The organism is Actinokineospora pegani, assembly GCF_009745975.1.
Classification (GTDB): domain Bacteria; phylum Actinomycetota; class Actinomycetes; order Mycobacteriales; family Pseudonocardiaceae; genus Actinokineospora; species Actinokineospora pegani.
The window spans coordinates 23,837-44,351 of the sequence record NZ_WHOL01000063.1 but is presented as its reverse complement, the minus strand read 5'-3'; the positions used below and the strand labels follow the sequence as shown (position 1 = coordinate 44,351).

The 20,515-nt window shown below is 73.2% G+C and carries 17 protein-coding genes; 2 read left to right on the top strand and 15 right to left on the bottom strand.

The genetic code is table 11. From position 1 onward, the window contains the following. Positions 1–16: 16 nt before the first annotated feature. The 4 genes from GCL84_RS08035 to GCL84_RS08015 form a co-directional block, all read right to left on the bottom strand. Positions 17–1,627 carry a peptide ABC transporter substrate-binding protein gene (locus GCL84_RS08035; RefSeq protein ID WP_235926071.1) on the bottom strand — a complete coding sequence of 537 codons (1,611 nt, stop codon included), beginning with the start codon at positions 1,625–1,627 and terminating at the stop codon, positions 17–19. Between the two features lie 271 nt (positions 1,628–1,898). Next, entirely contained in the window at positions 1,899–2,843 is a 945-nt protein-coding gene (locus GCL84_RS08025) for a Ppx/GppA phosphatase family protein (protein WP_156754745.1), read from the bottom strand. Between the two features lie 190 nt (positions 2,844–3,033). After that, positions 3,034–4,284 carry a DUF6801 domain-containing protein gene (locus tag GCL84_RS29170; RefSeq protein WP_197523091.1) on the bottom strand — a complete coding sequence of 417 codons (1,251 nt, stop codon included), beginning with the start codon at positions 4,282–4,284 and terminating at the stop codon, positions 3,034–3,036. Between the two features lie 366 nt (positions 4,285–4,650). Beyond that, entirely contained in the window at positions 4,651–6,291 is a 1,641-nt protein-coding gene (locus tag GCL84_RS08015; protein ID WP_156754744.1) for an acyl-CoA dehydrogenase family protein, read from the bottom strand. Positions 6,292–6,528: 237 nt separating this feature from the next. Between GCL84_RS08015 and GCL84_RS08010 the strand changes: the two genes are divergently transcribed. Beyond that, on the top strand, positions 6,529–7,779 hold the full coding sequence (locus GCL84_RS08010) for a lytic transglycosylase domain-containing protein (protein ID WP_235926070.1): 1,251 nt from the start codon (positions 6,529–6,531) through the stop codon (positions 7,777–7,779). 57 nt (positions 7,780–7,836) lie between these two features. On the opposite strand, the gene GCL84_RS08005 is transcribed toward GCL84_RS08010, so the two are convergent. From GCL84_RS08005 to eno, 3 genes are read right to left on the bottom strand one after another with little or no spacing between them, the layout of a single operon-like run. Further along, the gene (locus GCL84_RS08005) at positions 7,837–8,313 is read right to left on the bottom strand and encodes a DUF501 domain-containing protein (RefSeq protein WP_235926069.1); all 477 of its coding nucleotides are present in this window, start codon (positions 8,311–8,313) and stop codon (positions 7,837–7,839) included. Then, the gene (locus GCL84_RS08000; protein WP_235926068.1) at positions 8,310–8,834 is read right to left on the bottom strand and encodes an FtsB family cell division protein; all 525 of its coding nucleotides are present in this window, start codon (positions 8,832–8,834) and stop codon (positions 8,310–8,312) included. The genes GCL84_RS08005 and GCL84_RS08000 overlap by 4 nt, the downstream gene beginning before the upstream one ends. Before the next feature lie 3 nt (positions 8,835–8,837). Beyond that, complete coding sequence (gene eno / locus GCL84_RS07995) at positions 8,838–10,124, bottom strand: phosphopyruvate hydratase (protein WP_156754742.1); 1,287 nt, start codon at positions 10,122–10,124, stop codon at positions 8,838–8,840. A 146-nt stretch (positions 10,125–10,270) separates the two neighbouring features. Between eno and GCL84_RS07990 the strand changes: the two genes are divergently transcribed. Beyond that, positions 10,271–10,654, top strand: a complete 384-nt coding sequence (locus tag GCL84_RS07990) for a tetratricopeptide repeat protein (RefSeq protein WP_156754741.1) — start codon at positions 10,271–10,273, stop codon at positions 10,652–10,654. Between the two features lie 33 nt (positions 10,655–10,687). Here GCL84_RS07990 and GCL84_RS07985 read toward each other — a convergent pair whose 3' ends face one another. The 8 genes from GCL84_RS07985 to GCL84_RS07950 all read right to left on the bottom strand — a co-directional run bounded on the left by GCL84_RS07985 (position 10,688) and on the right by GCL84_RS07950 (position 20,398). Beyond that, positions 10,688–11,533: a lytic transglycosylase domain-containing protein gene (locus GCL84_RS07985; RefSeq protein ID WP_235926067.1), complete on the bottom strand. Its 846-nt coding sequence runs from the start codon at positions 11,531–11,533 to the stop codon at positions 10,688–10,690. A gap of 141 nt (positions 11,534–11,674) precedes the next feature. After that, entirely contained in the window at positions 11,675–12,505 is an 831-nt protein-coding gene (locus tag GCL84_RS07980) for a class I SAM-dependent methyltransferase (RefSeq protein ID WP_197523090.1), read from the bottom strand. Positions 12,506–12,510: 5 nt separating this feature from the next. After that, positions 12,511–15,732, bottom strand: a complete 3,222-nt coding sequence (locus GCL84_RS07975; RefSeq protein ID WP_156754739.1) for a S41 family peptidase — start codon at positions 15,730–15,732, stop codon at positions 12,511–12,513. Between the two features lie 365 nt (positions 15,733–16,097). Then, the gene (locus GCL84_RS07970; RefSeq protein WP_156754738.1) at positions 16,098–17,012 is read right to left on the bottom strand and encodes a MazG family protein; all 915 of its coding nucleotides are present in this window, start codon (positions 17,010–17,012) and stop codon (positions 16,098–16,100) included. Further along, positions 17,009–18,001 (bottom strand): SurA N-terminal domain-containing protein, encoded by a 993-nt coding sequence (locus GCL84_RS07965; RefSeq protein ID WP_156754737.1) that lies wholly within the window; start codon positions 17,999–18,001, stop codon positions 17,009–17,011. The genes GCL84_RS07970 and GCL84_RS07965 overlap by 4 nt, the downstream gene beginning before the upstream one ends. Positions 18,002–18,061: 60 nt before the next feature. Next, the gene (locus tag GCL84_RS07960; RefSeq protein ID WP_156754736.1) at positions 18,062–18,811 is read right to left on the bottom strand and encodes an ESX secretion-associated protein EspG; all 750 of its coding nucleotides are present in this window, start codon (positions 18,809–18,811) and stop codon (positions 18,062–18,064) included. Between the two features lie 13 nt (positions 18,812–18,824). Further along, a complete protein-coding gene (locus tag GCL84_RS07955) occupies positions 18,825–20,066 on the bottom strand; it encodes a PPE domain-containing protein (RefSeq protein ID WP_156754735.1) in 1,242 nt (413 codons plus the stop codon). Next, the gene (locus GCL84_RS07950) at positions 20,063–20,398 is read right to left on the bottom strand and encodes a hypothetical protein (protein ID WP_156754734.1); all 336 of its coding nucleotides are present in this window, start codon (positions 20,396–20,398) and stop codon (positions 20,063–20,065) included. The genes GCL84_RS07955 and GCL84_RS07950 overlap by 4 nt, the downstream gene beginning before the upstream one ends. Between the last annotated feature and the right edge of the window lie 117 nt (positions 20,399–20,515).

Genomic DNA, 20,515 nt, shown 5'->3' with positions numbered 1-20,515 from the left:
GTCCGCTCAGTGCGTCTTAGCCGTTGACAGTGACTGTGGACAGGTCGAGCTCGCGGTCGGAGCCCATTCGCACGTTACCCAGGCGCTCGGACCAGACGTACTGCGCGGTCTGGTTCCACAGCGGGATGACGGGCATGTCCACGGCCAGCATGCGCTCGGCCTCCTGGTACAGCTTGTCGGCCTCGTCGACCGACGGCGCCGCGTCGGCCCTGGCCAGCAGCGCGTCGAACGCGGGGTTCGAGTAGGTGCTGTCGTTGGACGAGGCGTTGGAGCGGTAGAGCGGGTTCAGGAAGTTCTCGATCGACGGGTAGTCAGCGATCCAACCCGCGCGGGAGATGGCGTTCATCTGCTGGTTGCTGATCTTCTGGCGGGTCTCGCCGAAGGTCGGGATCGGCTCGTAGGTGCACTCGATGCCGAGGGCGTTCTTGACGCTGTTGCAGACCGCGGTCATCCACTCCTTGTGGCCGCCGTCGGCGTTGGTCGACAGCGTGATCGCCCCGGTGAAGCCGGACTTGGCCAGGAACTCCTTGGCCCGCTCCGGGTTGTACTCGCACAGGTCGCCGCACTGGCCCTTGACGTAGCCGGGGACCGCCGGGTTGACCCAGCCGTCGGCGGGCAGGCGGGTGCCCTCGAAGATCTTCTCCGAGATCTCCTGGCGGTTGATGGCCAGCGAGATGGCCTTGCGCAGGTCGACGTTCTGGTACTGCGGCTGGTACAGCGGGAAGGCCAGCGTCTGGTTGCCCATGTACGGGGTGGACCCGTTGCGGTCGGGGAAGTCCGACTGGTAGGCCGCGCCCGCCAGCGACGACGGCGGCACGGTGTCCAGGAAGTCCAGCTCGTTGGAGTTCACCGCGGCGTAGCCCGCCTCGGCGCCCTCGAACATGCGGATCGTGAGGTCCTTGAACTTCGGCTTGTCCGGGCCCGTGTAGTCGTCGTTGCGGACCAGCACGATGTTGGTGTTGGGCTGGCGCGAGACGAACTTGAACGGGCCGTTGCCGATGGGGTTCTTCTCGAACGCCGCCTGGTCGGTGAAGAACGAGTCCGGCAGCGGGAAGAACGGGTTGTAGCCGAACTTCTCCTGGAAGACCGAGAACGGCTCGGCGAGGGTGACCTCGAAGTTGTAGTCGTCGATCACCTTCAGGCCGGACATGGTCTTCGCCGCCGGCTCCGGGGCCTGCTGCGGCCCGTCGGGGCCGTCCGGGTCGGCGGTGTTGACGTCCTGGTAGCCCTCCACCTGCTCGAAGAAGCTGGCGGCCTGCTGCCCGTTGGGGCTGTAGGCGGTGAAGTTCCAGGCGTCGACGTAGTTCTTCGCCTTGACCTCGGTGCCGTCGTGGAACTTCCAGCCCTGCTTGATCTTGATCTTGTAGACCTTGGAGTCGTCGGTGTCGATGGACTCGGCCATCGCGTTCTTCGACTCGCTGGTGACCGGGTCGTAGCTGGTCAGGCCGGTCCACATGGCCTTGATGACCTTGCTGCCGCCCGCCTCGGTGGTGGTGCCGGGGATCAGCGGGTTCTCCGGTTCGGTACCGAAGATCGACAGCGCGCCGTCCGCGTTGGCGGCCGCGCCACTGTCGTCGCTGCTACCCCCGCCACACCCCGCGATCGTGAGCGCGAGTGCGAGCGACATCGACGATGCCGCGATCCAGCGTGGTTTGCGCATGGAACCCCTTCCAAACTGGGCGCGCCAAGAACCCGCGCCAAAGTGACTGGAAGTTAACCGCTGCTGTGAATCAGGCGAGCACAACACACGTCACGAACGCGTCACAATCACCGATTACTCACCCGTTCGGAGGAAATATGCCTGCGCCAGAGCGGTCATAGAACCGGCATTATGCCGAGAACAATCTGGACTTGATGGCCCAATTGGGTGAACCCGTTCGGGGGGTCAACACCGACGCTCACGAGGCCAGTGACAGCGCGACACCGTCGAGGATGTCGTGCTCGCTGACGATCAGTGCGGGTACCGCCGAACCGGTGAAGACCTGCTGGGCCAGGGCGTCGACGACGACCGACCCACCGCCGATCACGTCGACCCGGCCGGGGTGCATCACCGGGATCGCGGCCCGGGTCGCGCGGTCGGCGGCGATGAGCCGCGCGGTGGTCTCCGCCAGCTCCGCCGGACGCAGTTCGGTGAGGTGGATCGCCGCCGGATCGTATTCGCCCAGGTCGAGCGCCACCGCGGCGATCGTGGTGACGGTGCCCGCCACCCCGACCCAGGTGCGCGCGCTCGCCACGGGCACGGCCTGGAAGGCCTCGGCGAGCACCTCGTCGGCGATCCGGCGGGCCTCGGCGACCTGCTCGGGGGTGGGCGGGTCGGCGGGCAGGGCGCGCTCGGTCAGCCGGACGCAGCCGATGTCGGTGGAGCGGGCGGCGAGCACGACGGCCGCGGTGCCGTCCCAGGTGCCCAGGACGACCTCGGTCGAGCCGCCGCCGATGTCGGTCACCAGGAAGGGCCCGTCGTCGGGGTCGAGGTCGCCGACGGCCCCGGTGAACGACAACCGCGCTTCCTCGTCGCCGGAGATCACTTCCGCGGGAAATCCGAGCAGCCGCTCGGTCATCGCGAAGAAGTCCTCTTTGTTCCGCGCGTCGCGCATCGCGGAAGTGGCCACCATTCGCGCCTTTTCCACGCCTTTGCGGCGCAGGACGGCCACGTAGTCGACCAGGGCGGCCTCGGTGCGCGCCAGGGCGGCCTCGCTGATCCGGCCGGTGGCGTCCACGCCCTCGCCGAGCCGGACGACGCGCATCTCCCGGTGGACGTCGCGGGCGATCCGGCCGTCGACGACGTCGGCGACCAGCAAGCGGATCGAGTTAGTCCCGCAGTCGATGGCGGCCACCCTGCTCATGGGGCCACCATAGGCCCAACGATCTTCGGCGCCGGCCACGGCACGGCGACGAACGGGGAAATTCTCCATCGTGCGCCTGTGACAGTCCCGATGAGACCGACAGCCCCCGCGGTCGTCGACCGCGGGGGCTGCCCAGTGGCTCACTCAAGCCGGTTCGCTCGTGGCTGGGGGCCCTGGCGCCCCCGGCCGGTCACTTGCCGGACAGGGTGATGTCCACGCTGTTGTTCTGGCTGAAGACGAACGGGCCGATGAAGTCGTTCAGCGGGCCGCAGCCGTCAGCCCGGGTGAGGCTGTACTTGCCGGTCACCTGGCCGCCTGCGACCGGGTCGAAGGCACCCGAGGAGGCGAGGTTGATGTCGGCGGGCTCCTGGGTCTTGCAGGTGTCGCCGAAGTAGATCGGCAGCCCGAAGACGCTGACGTTGGTGAGCTTGACGTACAGCTTGGTGTTGAAGGCCACCGCGCCGTCGGTGATCTTGCCGGTGATGTCGCCGACCGGCTCGAAGTCGATCTCGGCCGTGGCGGGCAGGGCGCCCACGATCAGGAAGTCGCCCTTGGTCTTCTCCAGGGTCATCGAGCCGGTGTAGGTCCCGTTGTCCAGGTTGGCCGTGGCGCTCACGCCGCCGACGAGCTGGACCGTGCCGCCGAGGCGGGGCAGGGTCGACGAGCCGGTGATGCCGAAGTCCACGTCCACCGTGCCACCGCCGGGGGGCAGGGTCGGGGCGGGCGGCTGCGTCGTGGTCGGCGGGGTGGTCGGGGCAGGCGGCTGCGTCGAGGTCGGCGGGGTGGTGGGCTCCGGGTGCGGGTGCCCGTCGTGCTGGCCGCTGACGCCCCCGGTGACCTCGAGGGTGTGCAGGGTGGTGTCCTGGCCCGGGTCGAGGACGCAGGCCGAGTCGAAGGTGCCCAGGCCGGTCTCGCCGCCCGACGCGTTGGTCGGGGTGAGGGTCAGGCCGAGGTCGCCCACGTCGATCGTGGCGGTGCCCGGCTGGGGGAAGGTGATCGACGGCGCCTGACCCGAGGCGTTGACGGTGAACGAGCCCGAGGCGGGGATGGCCGTCTTCTCGACGGTCACCGGCACGCTGACGTCCACGGCGGCACCGGGGGCGGCAACGGCCGCCTGGGCCTCGCCGGTGCCCTCGATGTTCTTCGCGCCCACCAGGTTCAGGCCCTGGGTGGCGGTCTCGGGGACGGTGGCGACGGCCTGGATGGCGATCGGGCCGGTCTCCTCGCCCACCGCCACGGACTCGGGCAGGTCGGCGTTGATGGTGGCGGCCACCTGCTGGTTGCCGATGAGCGGGAACGGGCAGGTGTAGGTGAGGCTCAGCGACACGGGCACGGCGCCACTGGTGCCCGAGCCGAGCACCAACCCAGCAGCCACCAAGCCCGCCGCGCCAGTCGCCGCGATGGCGGCCGACAGCTTCCGGGAAACCTTGCGAGGACTCACGGTCTTCCTTTCTCGGCATCGACACTGATACGAGACCGAATCGCGCGATGCGCTGGACTCGTGAATGCGGCTGCGGAAATGCTCCGGTTAACCGACCTGGCCAGAGTAAGCGCAAACAAGAAGCAGGCACAAGCGCACGGAACAACTTGTCAACCATTCACGAAGCTGACGGACGAAACTGTTTCGCTAGCGAAGATGCGCAGGTCAAGAGGCATATGACCCGCCCAGGCTTCACTAGAAACTGTTCGATACCCAGCGTGATGACACCAGGTACAGCCTCTTACCCCATCCGTGTCAGGTACGCGCGGGAACCCAACTCCTCGCGGTCGATCAGTCAATCAGGTGGAAGTTGAACCGGCCGGTCTATCAGCCGCGCGGTGTCACCGAGTCGACGAGGCCGCGCACGTCCAGCCCGCGCGGCAGCACCCCGAGCACGTGCGAGACCGCCCCGAGCCTGCTGGCCAGGAACACCTCGGCCACCTCGGGCAGGTGGCGCAGCAGCAGGCTGCCCTGCAGGCACAGCGCGATCAGCTCGGCCACCCGCCTGGCCCGCGCGGGCTCGGCATCGGCGACCTCCGCCCGGAGCTGGGCCACCGCGGCGTCCAGCCGGGGGTCGGCGCCCGCGGTCGTGGCCAGTTCGTCGACGAGGGCCTGGACGCTGTCGGGCTCCTTGGCCACCGCGCGCAGCACGTCCAGCGCGGTGACGTTGCCCGATCCCTCCCAGATCGACAGCAGCGGCGCCTCCCGGTAGAGCCGGGGCAGGCCCGACTCCTCGACGTAGCCGTTGCCGCCCAGGCACTCCAGGGCCTCGCCGACCAGGACCGGGGCCCGCTTGCAGACGAAGAACTTCGCCGCGGGCAGCGCGATCCGCAGCAGCGGCCCGGCGCCCGCGTCGACCTCGGCGGCCAGCCGCATCGCCAGCACCGACGCCGCGGCCGACTCCACCGCCAGGTCGGCCAGGACCGCGGTCATCGCGGGCTGGTCGACCAGCCGGGCGCCGAAGGCGTGGCGGTGCGCGGCGTGGTGCGCGGCCTCCGACAGCGCCGCGCGGATGCTCGCGGTCGACCCGAGCACGCAGTCGAGCCGGGTCATGGTGACCATCTCGATGATGGTGCGCACGCCGCGGCCCTCCTCGCCCAGGCGCCAGCCGATCGCGTCGTGGTACTCGATCTCCGCGGAGGCGTTGGACTTGTTGCCCAGCTTGTCCTTGAGCCGCTGCAGGCGGATCGGGTTGCGGGTCCCGTCCGGCAGGACCCTGGGCAGCGCGAAGCAGGTCAGGCCGCCGGGGGCCTGGGCGAGGGTGAGGAACAGGTCGTTCATCGGCGCGCTGGTGAACCACTTGTGGCCGACGAGGGCGTAGCTGCCGTCGGCCAGCGGGGTGGCGGTGGTGGTGTTGGCGCGCACGTCGGAGCCGCCCTGCTTCTCCGTCATCGACATGCCCGCGAGCAGCCCGGCCTTGGCCCGCGGGTCGCGCAGGCCGAAGTCGTAGACGCCGCTGAGCAGCCCCGGCTCGTACCAGGACGCGACCTCGGGGTTGTGCCGCAGCGCGGGGATCGCCGCGTAGGTCATCGAGATCGGGCAGCCGTGGCCCGCCTCGACCTGCGACCACAGGGTGAACGCCGCGGCCCGGCGCAGGTGCGCGTGCGAGTCGGCGCCGGGGGCCCAGGGGGCGGCGTGCAGGCCGTGGTCGACCGCGCGGCCCAGCAGCCAGTGCCAGGAGGGGTGGAAGTCGACCTCGTCGACCCGGTTGCCGTACCGGTCGTGCGTGCGCAGCACCGGCGGGTTCTCGTTGGCCAGCCGCCCGTGCTCGCGCGCGGTCTCCGAACCGGCCTCCACCGCCAGCGCCGACAGCGACCCCAGCACGCCATCGGAGCCGAACGCGCGGACCGCCGTCGCCAGTGCCGGGTCGCACGCCAGGGGGTCGAAGCCGGGCAGCGGCGGCACCTGGTTCGCCACCTCGTGGGTCCGACGGGAATCGGTCCGGCGCGCGGGTTCGGTCGCGGTCATCACGCGATGGTAACGCCCCGTGGCGTAGACAGGTCTTGGCAGAAATTGTCGGCTGGAGCCAAGTGTTCGGTGAGCGATTACCGGGCCGGTGATGAGTTCTGGAACTTTCTCCGCCAAGTGTGTTGCGGGTCTGTGACTATGTGCGATGAATGAGGCAGTGTGGTCGATCGAACAGGTCAACCAGACCGGGGCCGGACCGCGGTCGCGCCAAGAGAGAACGAGGGACGGAGTCTCGCTGTGAAGTCGGGCAAGGCACGGGTCGGCAAGCACAGGGTCAAGCGTCCGAAGGGCCGGGGTGTGATGGCCGCGGCGGGCGCGCTGCTGCTGATCCCCGCCGTCACCAACGGCGAACCCGTCGAACTCGGCGGCGAGCGCGTCCCCGACATCGCCGAGGCCGCGCTGGCCAGCGGCTCGACGCTGCCCAGCGACCCGAAGACGATCGGCGCGAACGGCACGGCCGCCGAGGACATCGAGCTCAGCGCCCAGGTGCTGGCCCTGGCCGCGAACCCGGACCTGCTCGCCTACGGCGCGGGTCCGGAGGTGGCGGTGCCGACCGGCGCGCTGGGCATCCCGGGCAACATGCTCCAGGCCTACCAGCAGGCGGCCGCCGCCTCGGCCGAGTCGTGCCACATGGAGTGGTCGCTGCTGGCCTCCATCGGCCGCATCGAGTCCAACCACGCGCGCGGTGGCCGCACCGACGCCGCGGGCAGGACGGCCAGCCCGATCCTGGGCCCGGTGCTCAACGGCGACGGCTTCGCCGCCATCCCGGACACCGACGGCGGCAAGTGGGACGGCGACGCGCGGTGGGACCGCGCGGTCGGTCCCATGCAGTTCATCCCCGGCACCTGGCGCGGCTACGCCGCCGACGGCAACGGCGACGGCCAGACCGACCCGAACAACATCTACGACGCCGCGCTCGGCTCGGCCAAGTACCTGTGCTCGGGCGGCATGGACATGGCCAAGCCCCAGGACCGCGCGGCGGCCGTGTTCCGCTACAACCACTCGGACAGCTACGTGCGCACCGTCCTGGTGTGGGCCGAGGCCTACGCCAAGGGCGTGACGCCGGTGGCGACGAGCCCGGTGGCCGCGGTGGACACCGTGCAGAGGCCGGGCCCCGTCGTGAACCCGGCGGTGCCGGGGCCGCCCGCCCCGCCGCCCACCACGACCCCGCCGCCCGGCACCACGCCGCCGCCGGGGACGACGCCGCCCACGACCACCCCGCCGCCGAGCACGACTCCCCCGCCGACGACCACCCCGCCGCCCACGACGACTCCGCCGCCGACCACGACCCCGCCGCCCACGTCGGAGCCGTGCACGCCGCCCACCAGCACGCCGACCACCACGCCGTCGGCGCCGCCGTCGACCCCGCCCGCTGAGGACCCGTGCGCACCGCCCGACTCCACGGCGCCCGAGTCGTCGGCGCCTGGCTCGTCCGCGCCCACCTCGTCGGCTCCGGCCTCGCTGCCGGCGAGCACGACCGCCCAGTAGGGCTCCACGCGGAAGAGGCCTCCACCCCGAGGGGTGGAGGCCTCTTCCGCGTCTGCTTCAGGCGGCGCAGGGGCCCGTCGGCCAGTGGCCATCCAGGAGGCGGATGGCCTCGTCGCCGAAGGGGTTCACGCCGGGGCCCTTGGCCAGGGAGTGGGCCACGTGGACGTGCAGGCACTTGACCCGGCCGGGCATCCCGCCCGCGGTCACCTGGGTGCCCAGGGGTTCGATGGCGTCGCGCTCGGCCAGGTAGGACTCGTGGGCGCGCAGGTAGGCCGCGGCCAGGTCCTCGTCCTCGGCCAGGCGGTCGGTCATCTCCCGCATCAGGCCGGAGGTCTCCAGGGTGGAGATGGCCGAGTTCAGCCTGGGGCAGGTCGAGTAGTACAGGGTGGGGAACGGGGTGCCGTCCTCCAGCCGGGGGCTGGTCTGGATGACCGAGGGGTGGCCGCTGGGGCAGCGGTGGGCGACCTCGCGGATGGCGCGCGGGGTCCGGCCGAGCTGCTCGGCGACGGTGTCGAAGTCGGTCTGGGCGATCACTGGCCGTTCACCGATCCCCACAGGTCCTGGTACCAGGGGCCGCTGGGGGCGGCGGGGGCCGCGGGCGCGCTCGGGGGCTGGCCGGGGCCCTGGTTGGGCAGCTCGACCATGTACGGGGTCTCTCCTGGCTTCACGTACCGCAGTCTCTTACGCGCCTCGACCTCGGTCCGCGCCGGGTCGGCCAGCGCGGCCTTGCGGCGTTCGAGGTCCTCGACCTGGCTGCGCAGCTCGGCCTGGCGCTGCTCCTGGGCGGCGACCTCGGAGCGCTGGGTCAGGTAGGTGCGCAGCGGAACCGCGACGCTCAGCGCCAGGGCGCACACGACCGTGGCCAGCACGGCGGCGCGGCGGGTGGTGGACAGGCCGAACAGCGCGCCGCGCGTCTTCTTCTGCGCCGCGGGCTGCGCGCTCTCCTGGGCGGCCGGGCGCGGGGCGCGCAGGCCGAGTTGGAAGCGCCGGACGCGGGTCGAGCCGCGGGCGGGGGCGCTGCGCCCGCGCCCGCGGTCGGCGCCGCGTCCGGCCACCGGTCAGGCCTCCGGGGTGTAGCGGGGGAAGGCGAGGTCGCCCGCGTAGCGCGCGGCGTCGCCGAGGGTCTCCTCGATGCGCAGGAGCTGGTTGTACTTGGCGGTGCGCTCGCCGCGGGCGGGGGCTCCGGTCTTGATCTGGCCGACGCCGGTGGCCACGGCCAGGTCGGCGATGGTGGTGTCCTCGGTCTCGCCGGAGCGGTGGCTCATCATGCTGCGGTAGCCGTACTGGGTGGCCAGGGTGACCGCGTCCAGCGTCTCCGACAGGGTGCCGATCTGGTTGACCTTGACCAGCAGCGCGTTCCCGGCGCGGCGGGCGATGCCCTCCTCGAGCCGGTCCGGGTTGGTGACGAACAGGTCGTCGCCGACGAGCTGCACGCGCTCACCCAGCTCGGCGGTCAGCCGCACCCAGCCGTCCCAGTCGTCCTCGGACAGCGGGTCCTCGATGGAGACCATCGGGTAGTTGTCGAGCAGCTCGCCGTAGTAGGCCGAGAGCTGCTCGGCCGACTTCTTCGCGCCCTCGAAGGTGTAGGCGCCGTCGGAGTAGAACTCGGTGGCGGCCACGTCCAGGGCCAGCGCGACGTCGCGGCCCGCGGTGTACCCGGCCTTGCCGATGGCCTCGACGATCAGGTCCAGCGCCTCGCGGTTGCTGCCCAGGGCGGGGGCGAAGCCGCCCTCGTCGCCCAGGCCGGTGCCCAGGCCCTTGGCCTTGAGCACGGACTTGAGCGCGTGGTAGACCTCGGTGCCCCAGCGCAGGCCCTCGCGGAAGCTCTCCGCGCCGATCGGCGCGATCATGAACTCCTGGATGTCGACCTCGGTGTCGGCGTGCGCGCCGCCGTTGAGGATGTTGAGCATCGGCACCGGCAGCACGTGCGCGTTGGGCCCGCCCAGGTACCGGAACAGCTCCAGCCCGGAGGACTCCGCCGCCGCCTTGGCCACCGCCAGCGACACGCCCAGGATGGCGTTGGCCCCGAACCGCGACTTGTCCGGCGTGCCGTCGAGGTCGACCAGCTTCTGGTCGACGATGCGCTGGTCGACCGCGTCGATCCCGATCAGCTCCGGCCCGATCTCGTCCAGCACGGCGTTGACGGCCTTCTCCACGCCCTTGCCGCCGTAGCGCTTGGGGTCGCCGTCGCGCAGCTCCACCGCCTCGTGCTCGCCGGTCGAGGCCCCGGAGGGAACCGCCGCCCTGGCCAAGGTGCCGTCGTCGAGGGCCACCTCCACCTCCACGGTGGGGTTGCCCCGCGAGTCCAAGATCTCGCGCGCGCCGACCTGCTCGATGACCGCCACGTGGTGCTCCTCACAACGTCGTCGTTCCGCCTGATCGAGCCTAGCGGGACGGGCCGCCCGGGTGTGCGAGGCGTGCCTCTCACCGTGGGTGACCACTCCCGCGGACGTCGAGGAAGCCCCCCTCCGCGCGTAGGATCGACCGGACGATGACTGAGCAACCGGCCAACCCCGTGGAGGCGTTCCGCCACGCCGAATCCCTCGTGGCGCAGCGCAGACCCCTCGACGCGCTGAGCGCCCTGGGGCCGCTGCTCGACGCCGACCCCGACGCACCCTCGGTGCAACTCCTGGCCGGACGGGCCTACCTGGGCTCCGCCCAGTTCCGACGCGCTGAGGCCGCGTTCCGGCGGGTGTTGGAGCTGGACCCGACTGACCACTACGCGCTCTTCGCGTTGGGCAAGGCCCTGCAACGGCAGAGCAGGCTGGTGGAGGCGCAGACGCAGTTGCGGATGGCGGTGGCGATGAGCCCGCTGCCGGAGTACCAGGAGGCGCTGGGCGAAGTGAACGCCCGGATCGCCGTGCACGGCCCCTGAACTCCACCGGTGGGCGGTGCGGCGTCAGCCGAGTCAGTTGCCCGTGCGGGTCAGTTCCACGGCCTTCTTGACGTAGGCGTCCGCCCCGGAGAACACGTCGCGGCCGTACTTCGTGCTGGCGTTGTAGGTCAGGACCGCCTTCCACCAGCCGGGCCCCGTGGAGAGGTCCCCGCCGCTGGCGCACAGGTAGCGGGCGGCGGTGAGGGCGGCGTCGTCGACGTTCTGCGGGTTGGCGGGTTGGCCGTCGCCGTTGGCGCGTTGGGCCCAGCGGGCCCAGGTGGTGGGGAGGAACTGCATGGAGCCGACCGCGCGGTCCCAGACCAGGTCGCCGTCTAGGCGGCCCTGGTCGGAGTCGGGGATGGCCTTGACGCCGGGGGAGCCGTCGAGGGGGACGCCGACGATGGGTTTGGACAGGTCGCCGGTGGGGGTGACCTTGGTGCCGTTGTAGAGGCCGTGGTGCGACTCGACCCGGCCGACGCCCGCGAGGGTGACCCAGGTGAGCTTGCAGGTGGGCGCGTCGACCTTGGCCCGGTCCTCCGCGCGCAGGTACGCCTCGACGGTGCGGGCGGGCATGTCGGTCTTGTCGGCCATGACGGCCACCCACGCGGCGCGGTCGGGGCCCGCGGCGGGTGGGGCGTCGGGCGCCGTGGCGCCGGGGTGCACGGCGACGTCGGGGACGACGAAGCGGTACGGGCGGGGCTTGGGCGGCTCGGGGTCGGCGGTCACCCGCACGAACACCGCCGCACCCGCGCCCATCGCGAGCACCGCGAGGGCGGCGGCTGCCCGGCGCATGGGTCGACCCCGCGTGGGCGGCAGCGGCTGCTCGCTCATCGCCGGGTCCGGGTACGTGGTCGGCGGGGGTGTTGGGGATGCGGCCACGAAACCCAGGCTACGTCCCTTTCCGAGTGACGTTGACCGCTACCGGCTCCCGGTTTGCGCAGATACCGCGAGTACGGTGCCCACACCCCCGCCGACCAGCGGAAACGGCGCAGGCGGGCGAGCGGACTTTCTTGGATTCCGTCAGTCCCTGGTCGCCCGGAGGGCGTAGATGAACGGGAGGCGGGGGGCGGCGTCGGGCAGCGCGAACCAGCCGCCGGGGGTCGGGGCCATGGTCGACCAGCGCGGCCAGGGCAGCCGCTCGGTCTCGCGCAGCAGGGTGATCCGCAGACCCGCCCCGACCAGCGCGGTGACGACCTCGCCGATGCCGTGCGCCCACTCGTAGTGCTCCACGGCCTCGGGCAGTGCGGGGCCGTCGGTGTAGGTGTGGGTGCCCTCGCGGGCGATCGCGCCGCGACCGCCGAGGTAGTCGTGGCGCAGCAGCAGCGACTCGTCGCCGTCCGGGGGCGGGACGGGGCTCAGCGCGTTGAGCAGCGGGTGGAACTCGACGAGGTAGAAGGTGCCGCCGGGGCGCAGCAGCCCGGCGACCTCGGTCGCCCAGGCGTCGAGGTCGGGCAGGTAGCAGACCGCGCCCTTGCCGGTGTAGACGACGTCGTAGGCCGACCCGCCCAGCGCCGACACCGACTCGTGCACGTCGGCCTTGACGTAGCGCACGTCCAGGCCCGCCTCGGCGGCGATGGCGCGCGCGGCCTCGACCGACGCCCCGGAGATGTCCAGGCCGGCGACCCTGGCCCCGCGGGCGGCGAAGGCCAGGGTCTCCGAGCCGATGTGGCACTGCAGGTGGGCGACGTCCTTGCCCGCCAGGTCGCCGAGGTCGTCCCACTCGAAGGGGGCGAACCAGTCGGCGGGGTCGCGGTGGGCGACGTCGTAGAACTGCGAGGCCACGTGCACCGGGGTGCGCACGTCCCAGTTGGCCTCGATCGCCGCGATCTGGGCGGAGGTGGTGGGGTCCATGCCGGTCATCCTGTCGGGTCGGGTCCGAATTTGGGAGCGGGTCGGGCGGGCGGGGTCGCGGCCGGGGTGACCGCCAGTCCGGCCAGCGCCAGCTCGATGGCCTTGGCCAGTTGCGGGTCGCGGCCCGCGGCCTTGTCGTCGGGGGTCGCGACGACCTCGACGTCGGGGTCGATGCCGTGGTTCTCCACGCCCCAGCCCACGCCCTCGATCCAGCTCGCGTAGCGGGGCTGGGTGACCGCGGTGCCGTCGACGAGGCTGTAGCGGCGGTCCATGCCGATCACCCCGCCCCAGGTGCGCACGCCGACGACCGGGGCGGCCTTCAGCCGCTGGATCGCCGCGCTGCCGATCTCGCCGTCGGAGCCGGTGAACTCGTCGACCAGGGCCACCACCGGGCCGCGGGCGGCGTCGAGCGGGTAGGCCTCGAGCACGTAGTCGTCGCGGGCCACGGTCCAGCCGATGACCCTGCGCGCGATCTTCTCCACCACAAGCTGCGACAGGTGCCCGCCGCGGTTCTCGCGCAGGTCGACCAGCACCGCCTCGCGCAGCATCTCCCCGCGCAGGTCCCGGTGGAGCTGCGACCACCCGGCGGCCATCATGTCCGGCACGTGCAGGTAGCCCACCCGCCCGCCGGTCGCCTCGTGCACGTGCGCGCGCCTGCCCGCCACCAGCGCCTGGTAGCGCAGCGGCATGTCGTCGAGCAGGGGGACGACGACCACGCGCCGGGCCGCCCCGCCCCCGCCGGGCAGCACGGTCAGCTCGACCGGGTGCCCGGCGGCGCCCACCAGCAGCGGGGCCGGGCCGGTGGCCGGGTCGACCGGGCGCCCGTCGACGCCCACGATCGCGTCGCCGACGCGGACCGCGACGCCGGGGGCGCGCAGCGGGGAGCGGGCGGCCGGGTCGGAGCTGTCGCCGGGGATGATCGCGGCGACCCGCCAGGCGCCGTCGCCGTCGCGGGCCAGGTCGGCGCCGAGCAGGCCGACGCGCCTGCGGTGGTCGCGCCCGGCGCCGGGCGCGGTGACGTAGCTGTGCGAGGTGCCCAGCTCGCCCTGCACCTCCCAGAGCAGGTCGACCAGGTCGTCGTGGGTGGCGACCGCGTCGACCAGCGGGCGGTAGCGGGCCAGCGCGCCCGCCCAGTCGACGCCGTCCATGTCCGCGCGCCAGAAGTGGTCGCGCATGATCCGGCCGTTCTCGTCGAAGGCCTGCCGCCACTGCGCGGCCGGGTCCGGCACCACCCGCACCCGGTCCAGGTCGACGACGACGTTGTCCTCGCCGCCCTCCTCGGGGTCGGCCTTGCGGTCGGCGGGCACCACGCGCAGCCGCGCGCCGTCGCGCACCACGAGGCGGGCGCCGTCGCCGCTGGGCCAGGCCCGGGTCAGGCCGTCGACGAGCACGTCGGTCTTGAGCTTGGCCAGGTCGAAGCGCTCGAGCACGGGCCGCGGCGCGGACTGGCCGATCTCGCGCAGGTCGTCGCCGAGGCGCCCGGTGACCGGCAGCCGCAGCCAGAGCACGCCGCCCTTGGCCGCGAACAGCCCGGTGTAGCGGGCGGCGGGGACGGGGAAGGCGATGACGCGCTCGCCGATGCCCTCCACGTCGACCGCGGTGCGCGGCGGGGCGTCCTTCTCGGCGGGGGTGTCGTCGGTGTCGTCCGCACCGCCGAACGGGCGGCCCTCGCGGACCGGGGCGAACGGCGACGGGGTGGTCGCCGCCAGCGGCACCAGGTACGGCCGCGCCCCGGAGTGGAAGGAGACGTCGAAGACGTGCGTGTCGTAGACCGGGTCGAAGCTGCGCTGGGACAGGAAGACCAGGTGCTTGCCGTCGAGGGTGAACGCCGGGTCGGTGTCGGTGAAGCGCAGGTCGGTGACGTCGACGGCGGTGCGGTCGGCGACGTTGAGCAGCCGGATGCGGCGCAGCGGGTCGGGGCCGGGGTGCGACCAGGCCAGCCAGCCCGAGTCCGGGGAGAACACCAGGTCCTCGGCGTCGCCGGAGTCGGTGGTGGCGACCTCGTCGAGGTCGCCGGAGTCCACGTCGACCAGCAGCAGCCGCCGGTCGTGGGTGACCACGGCGAGCTTGCGCCCGTCCGGGGACGCCGCCAGCTCCAGCACCCGCCCCAGCCCGCCGAACCCGATCCGGCGCGGCTGGACCCCGGGCTCGCGGCCCTCCACCGGCCCGACCTCCAGCGACTCCTCGCCGCCCGCGTCGGTCACCCACACCACCTGGCCGGTCGTGCCGAGCACCAGGGGCAGGCGGGCGCGCACGGCCGGGTCGTCGGACAGCGCCCGCGCCGGGCCGTCGCGGTGGGTCACCCAGTGCACGGTGCCGCGCACCTCGACGGCGCTGGCCCGCCCGGTCCGGTCGACCCCGACCGAGCCGAGGTTGCGCCCGGGGTCGACCGGGTGCGCGCCGCGGTCGGGCCGCGGGCCGCCGAGCCGCACGTCGACCCGGCGCGGCTCGGCGTCGAGGCCGTCGAGCAGCCACAGCCCGCCCGCCCGGTGGTAGACCACGCGCGCGCCGTCGCTGGCGGCGTTGCGGGCGTAGAAGTCCTCGTGGTGGCTGTGCTTGCGCACGTCGGAGCCGTCCGGCGCGCAGGAGTACAGGTTGCCGACGCCCTCGTGGTCGGACAGGAACGCCACCCGCCCGCCGACCCACATCGGCGACACGACGTGTCCGTCCACATCGGACAGAATGCGGGTGAACGGCTCGTCCTCGGCGGTCCGGACCCAGATCTTTCCCGCCGTGCCGCCGCGGTAGCGCTTCCAGTGCGCGGGCTCGCGGGAGACGACCGTGCCCAGCAGCACCGCGCCGTCGGCGGCGACGTCCACCGCCCCGACCGGCCCGAAGGGCAGCAGCTCCGGGGCGCCGGGCTCGACCGGCACGGCGTGGGAGAACGTGCCGCGGGTGGAGGGCCTGCCGGTGGAGGACCGGGCGAGCACCCGCCCGTCCGGCGTCCAGCCGAGCACCTGGGTCGTCACGTCCCCCCAGTGCGTCAACCGCCTGCTCGGCCCACCGTCGACGGGGGCGACGTGCACCTCGGGCTCGACGTCGCGCGAACTGGTCCAGGCGATCAGCGCGCCGTCCGGGGAGAACCGCGGGTTGTCCGGGGGGACCTGGTCCACACTGATCCGCCAGGCCCGGCCGCCCTCGAGCGGGGCCGACCAGACGTCGTCCTCGGCCACGAAGGTGATCAGGTCCGCGTGCAGGTGGGGAAAGCGGAGGTACGCGTCGGTCACCCGCCCACGGTAGCGATCAACAGCCCCCCAGCGGCAGGGTTTCCACAGCGCCGATTCCCGGGAAACGTGGCCTTCGGCCCCCCGGTTTCCACGCTATCAACGGGGTCTGACAGTTCCGGCGCCCCGAGGCCGAGTTGTCCACAGCCCCCAAGCCCCCCACCCACCCAAGTCCCCCGGCGCCCGGCCTACGGAAAGGCTGGATCGGGTGGTTCTGTGTGGTTGGGGGAGGCGATCATGTGCAAGCCTCGGAAGGCGGGGAGGGTGGCCTTCCCCTCACTTTTGACCCTCACGCACATGATCGTCGTAGGGGCCCCAACCACACGGAATCGCCCGATCCGGCACCCCCACCGGCTCTTGGAGTCCGCTCAGGCGGAGCCGGGCGACGGCCAGAACCGGCGCCAGTTCTCCGCGTCCAGGGCGACCCCAGCGGCCTTGGCCGCGACCTCGGCGGCGCGCACATCAGCGGTGAAGCGGCGGGCGACGGCGCGGGTGGCGTCCTCGGGGTCCTCGCCCGCGAGCTTGGCCGCGGCGGCGAGGGCGAACAGGCGCTCGCCGGTCGAGGCGCCCGCGGGCAGCAGGTCGGCGGGCAGGCCCGCGCGGGCGGTGCGCTGGACGAGCTTGGCCGCGAGGGCGAGCGCGGGCTGACCGGAGGCCACACCGTCCACTGAGGACTCGCGTTGCTTCTCGGTCTGCTTGAGCTCCTCCCAGCGGCGTTCCTGGGTGCCCGCGTCGCGGACCGCCGGGTCGCCGCCCGCGAAGACGTGCGGGTGCCTGCCGACGAGCTTGGTGACCAGGTCGGCGGCCACGTCGTCGACGGTGAAGGGGTCGTCGGGGTGCTCCTCGGCGACCCTGGCGTGGAAGAGGACCTGGAGCAGGACGTCGCCGAGTTCCTCGCGCAGCGCGACCCGGTCGTCGGTGTCGATGGCGTCGAGCAGCTCGTAGGTCTCCTCGACCAGGTACTGGCGCAGCGACTGGTGGGTCTGCTCGGCGTCCCACGGGCAGCCACCCGGCGAGCGCAGGGTGTCCATGACCGCCGCGGCGGCGGTCAGCCCGGTCCCCGGTGCGCGCAGGAGCCGGGCCCCCGCGGCGAGCAGCGCCTTGGCCTCGGGGGCGTCGAGGTCCTCGGTGAGCAGCACGACGTCGTCGCGCTCGGCGAGGTCGGCGGGCGGCGGGTCGCCCAGGGCCGGGTCGGTGGCGTAGACCGCGGCGGAGCGCAGGAACGCGATGGCCGCCGAGGGGATGACGCCCCCGGCGACCTGCACCACGGCCTGCCTGCTCACTGCTCGGGAGCGCCCTGGACCGGCAGCAGCACGCCCGCGGAGGTCTCCTCGCTGGCGGCCAGGCGCATCGCGACCTTGTCGTACACGCCGTAGCGGGGGCTGACGTTCACGCCCGCCTTGTCCACCCACTGCTGCAGCACGCGCTGGCCCATGCCGATGGTCGCCGCCAGCGGGGTCTGGCCCGCGTCGGCGGTGGGCGGGCCGACCTGGCGGTCGCGCACCAGCGCGATCACCCAGGCGGCGTTCTGCGGGGAGGCCTGGAAGGCCACGACGTTGCCGGGCAGCGTGCCGAACAGCGCCGAGCCCTGCAGCTCCTGGTTGATCTGCAGCGGCTCGAACGTGCCGGTGTCCCACTGCAGCTCACCGGAGGCGGTGTCGCGCTGCTGCACCCGCTTGGCCTCGTCGTAGCCCGCGGCCAGTTGCTCGGCCTTGGCCAGCGCCTTGTCCCGCAGCGAGCCGTTGCCGCCGTTCTGGGGCGACATGACCGCGTAGTCGATGGTGACCTTGAGCGAGGAGATCTCGCTGCCGCCGATCTGCGCCAGCGCCAGGTAGTCGCGGGCCAGGAACTCCGGCTCGAGCACCTTCGTGGTCGCGTTGGCGACGATCGCCTCCGGGCTGGCGCCGCCCTCGGGCAGCGGCTGCAGCGAGGAGCGGATCTGGTCGGCGAGCTGGGAGACCTGGGCCGGGTCGATCTGCACCGGGTTCTGCGCCATGTAGGCGTCGATCAGCTCGTGGGTGATCAACTGGCCGAGCACCTCGCGCGAGAGGTCGCCCAGCTTGCGCTGGTCGGCGAGGGTCTTCGCGGCGGGCTCGAGCTCCACGGCGCGCTCGACCAGGTGCTGGACCTGGCCCACGGAGATGACCTTGCCGTTGACGATGGCCGCGGCGTTGACCTGGCTCGGACCCGACCCGCACGCGGCGAGCACCAGTCCCAGCACGACGGACAGCGCGGCGACGACGACCCGGCGACGGCGGATGGCAGTGGTCACAGTGTCGTACCCTCTCACAACCCTCGTGGGCGACGCACCGGCACCCGTTTCAGCGAGTGTTCAGTTCGCGGCGCGGGTTCGGCCCAGGACCTCGCCGACGCGGGCGCGCAGCCCGGCCGCGTCCGCCGGGCTGACAGACACCCATCCCCTGCCCCGGTCGCCGGGGGTGCGCAGCAGCGCGTACCTGCCGTCGCCCGGCACGTCGAACCAGGAGACGACCGGACCGCGCCTGCGGTCGGCGCGCACGCCGAACTGGCCCGCGCGCAGCCGGGGCGCGCGCACGACCTCGGTGAACTCCCGGGCCTGCTCGGCGCGGTCGGCGGGCCACCCGCCGCCGGGGCGGCGACCGGGTGGGGCGGGCGGGATGCTGCGCACGACGGCGTCGACGAGCGCGGAGACGTTGATGTCGCGCAGGGTGATCTGGCCGCCGGTCAGCGCGTTCGGGCCAGGGGCCTGCAACGCGACCACGGCCCGGCGGCCGGTGCGCACGGCCAGCGCGCGGTAGGGCGAGTCGGGTCCGTTCGCGTCCAGCCACACCGAGTCGACCGCCAGCTCCGGCACGGCGAGCAGTCGCAGCGCCGACTCGAGGTCGGCTCCCGGGCGCCCGGCCCGGTCGAGCAGCCCGGCCGCGCGCAGACCCGCGCGCACCTTCTCCGCCGCCACCGCGGCCTCGAGGTCGGTGAGCCCGGTCCGCCGCACCTGCACCGGGTAGGGCAGCACGTCCAAGCCCATCCGGTCCCAGAGCAGGGCGAGCTGGTCGGTGGTGAGCGACCAGTCGCGGGTGGCGGGGGCCTGCGTCTCCCCGATCACCGCGCCCCCGCCCTCACTGCGTCTCCCCGATCACCGGTGTGACCGAGGACAGGCCGTGGCTGAACAGGTTGTTCTTGTCGTCGTCGACGGTGTAGCGGGAGCGGTGCTCGGCGTCGTCGTCGCCGCGGCCACTCGCGCCGCCGCCCATCGGCATGCCCGCCGGGCCCATGCCCGCGCCCCCGCTCGCCGCGGCGGGCCGCGGGGTCTCGGCCAGCGGCCGGGCGAAGGACTGGGTCAGGCCGGGCTGGGCCGGGCCCCGGGTGGAGCCGACCGCGGCCCCGCTGCCGAGCGCCTCGCGCGGGGAGGTCGGGGCGGCGCCCGCTCCCGCGTGCGCACCCCCGCCGGAGCCCGTCCCGGCGCCCGGGCCGAAGACGCTCGCCGCCGAGGTCTGGGTGGTGACCTCCTGGCTGAACGGGACCACCGGCGCGACCGGCGCCCGCGGCGCGACCGGGGCCAGGGCGGCGGGCGAGGTGGGCGCCGGACTGGCGGGCTGGTCGGTCCCGGCCCCCGCCGCCTGCGGCGCGGTCGACTGGTCGGGGAAGGGCACCGGCACGCCGAGCCCGGTCCACATCGGATAGCTGGTCCCCGGCGCCGGGGCGCCCGCGTAGGACCCCTCGGGTCCGTAGTGGACCGGGGCGCCGCCCTGGACCAGGCCGGGCGGCTCGGGGAAGGTGGGGACGGTGCCGTCGGCCTCGCGGTAGCCCGCGGTGAGGTAGGTGTCCATCACCCGGACCGCCTCGGCCTTGGCGTTCTCCTGCTCGGTGTGCTGGGCGAACAGGTCGGTCTCGGGGACCGGTGCCAGCAGCGCCCGCTTCCAGTCGAACCCCTGCGGCTCGGGCAGGTTGGCGCGCGCGTCGCGGGCGGCCAGGTCGGCGGAGAGCATCCGCAGCCCGGTCACGGCGGTGACCTGGCCGAGCGCCTGCCCCCATGCCGCGATCGGCGTCGTCGCGCCCGCCGCGGTCTCGGCGGCCGTGCCCTGCCAGCCCGCGCCGAGGGCGGCGGTCAGCTCCCGGTCGAAGGTGGTGAAGTCCTCGGCGATCCGCGCGCCGATGGTCGACCACTCCTGGCCGGGCGAGCCGCCGACGCCCGCGAGGACCTGGTCGAGCAGGACGACCATGTCCTGGTGGCGCCAGGCGTTCCAGTTGTCCGCGGCCTGGATGGTGGCCGGGTCGAAGCAGGCGCCCGCGACGTCGAACGAGTCGGCCACGCGGTGCAGCCGGTCGAGCAGCCCGGGATCGGGCGCGGTGTCGCTCATGCCAACCCCAGGTCGCCGGAGATGCGCAGGGCGCGCACCGCGTCTTCTTCGTTGTCCCGGTAGGCCATCGCCGTCGCCTCGAAGTGCCGGGCCGCCGCGTCCAGCCCGGTCCGCGCCTGCTCGAGCTGGGCGATCAGCCCGTCGGGCGCCACCCGCTTGCCCGCGAACTTCTCGTTGAGCCCCCGTCCGAGCGCGCACGCGCCGAACTGGGGGTCGACCAGCGCCCGCACGGCCCGCAGGTGCTCGTCCACCCTGGCGATCTGCGCCCGGCACGCCACCGCGGCCCGCTCCGCGGCGGCCGGGTCGACCGACAGGAAGCCGGAACCGGACACACCGAACCTCCCCTGCACTCGACGTAGACAAGTTCGCCAGCCGGCGACCGCTCGTTACGACGGCGCGGCCCGCGCGGCCGTTCCCGATAGTGAACGACTCCCCGGTGGGACGCGCGG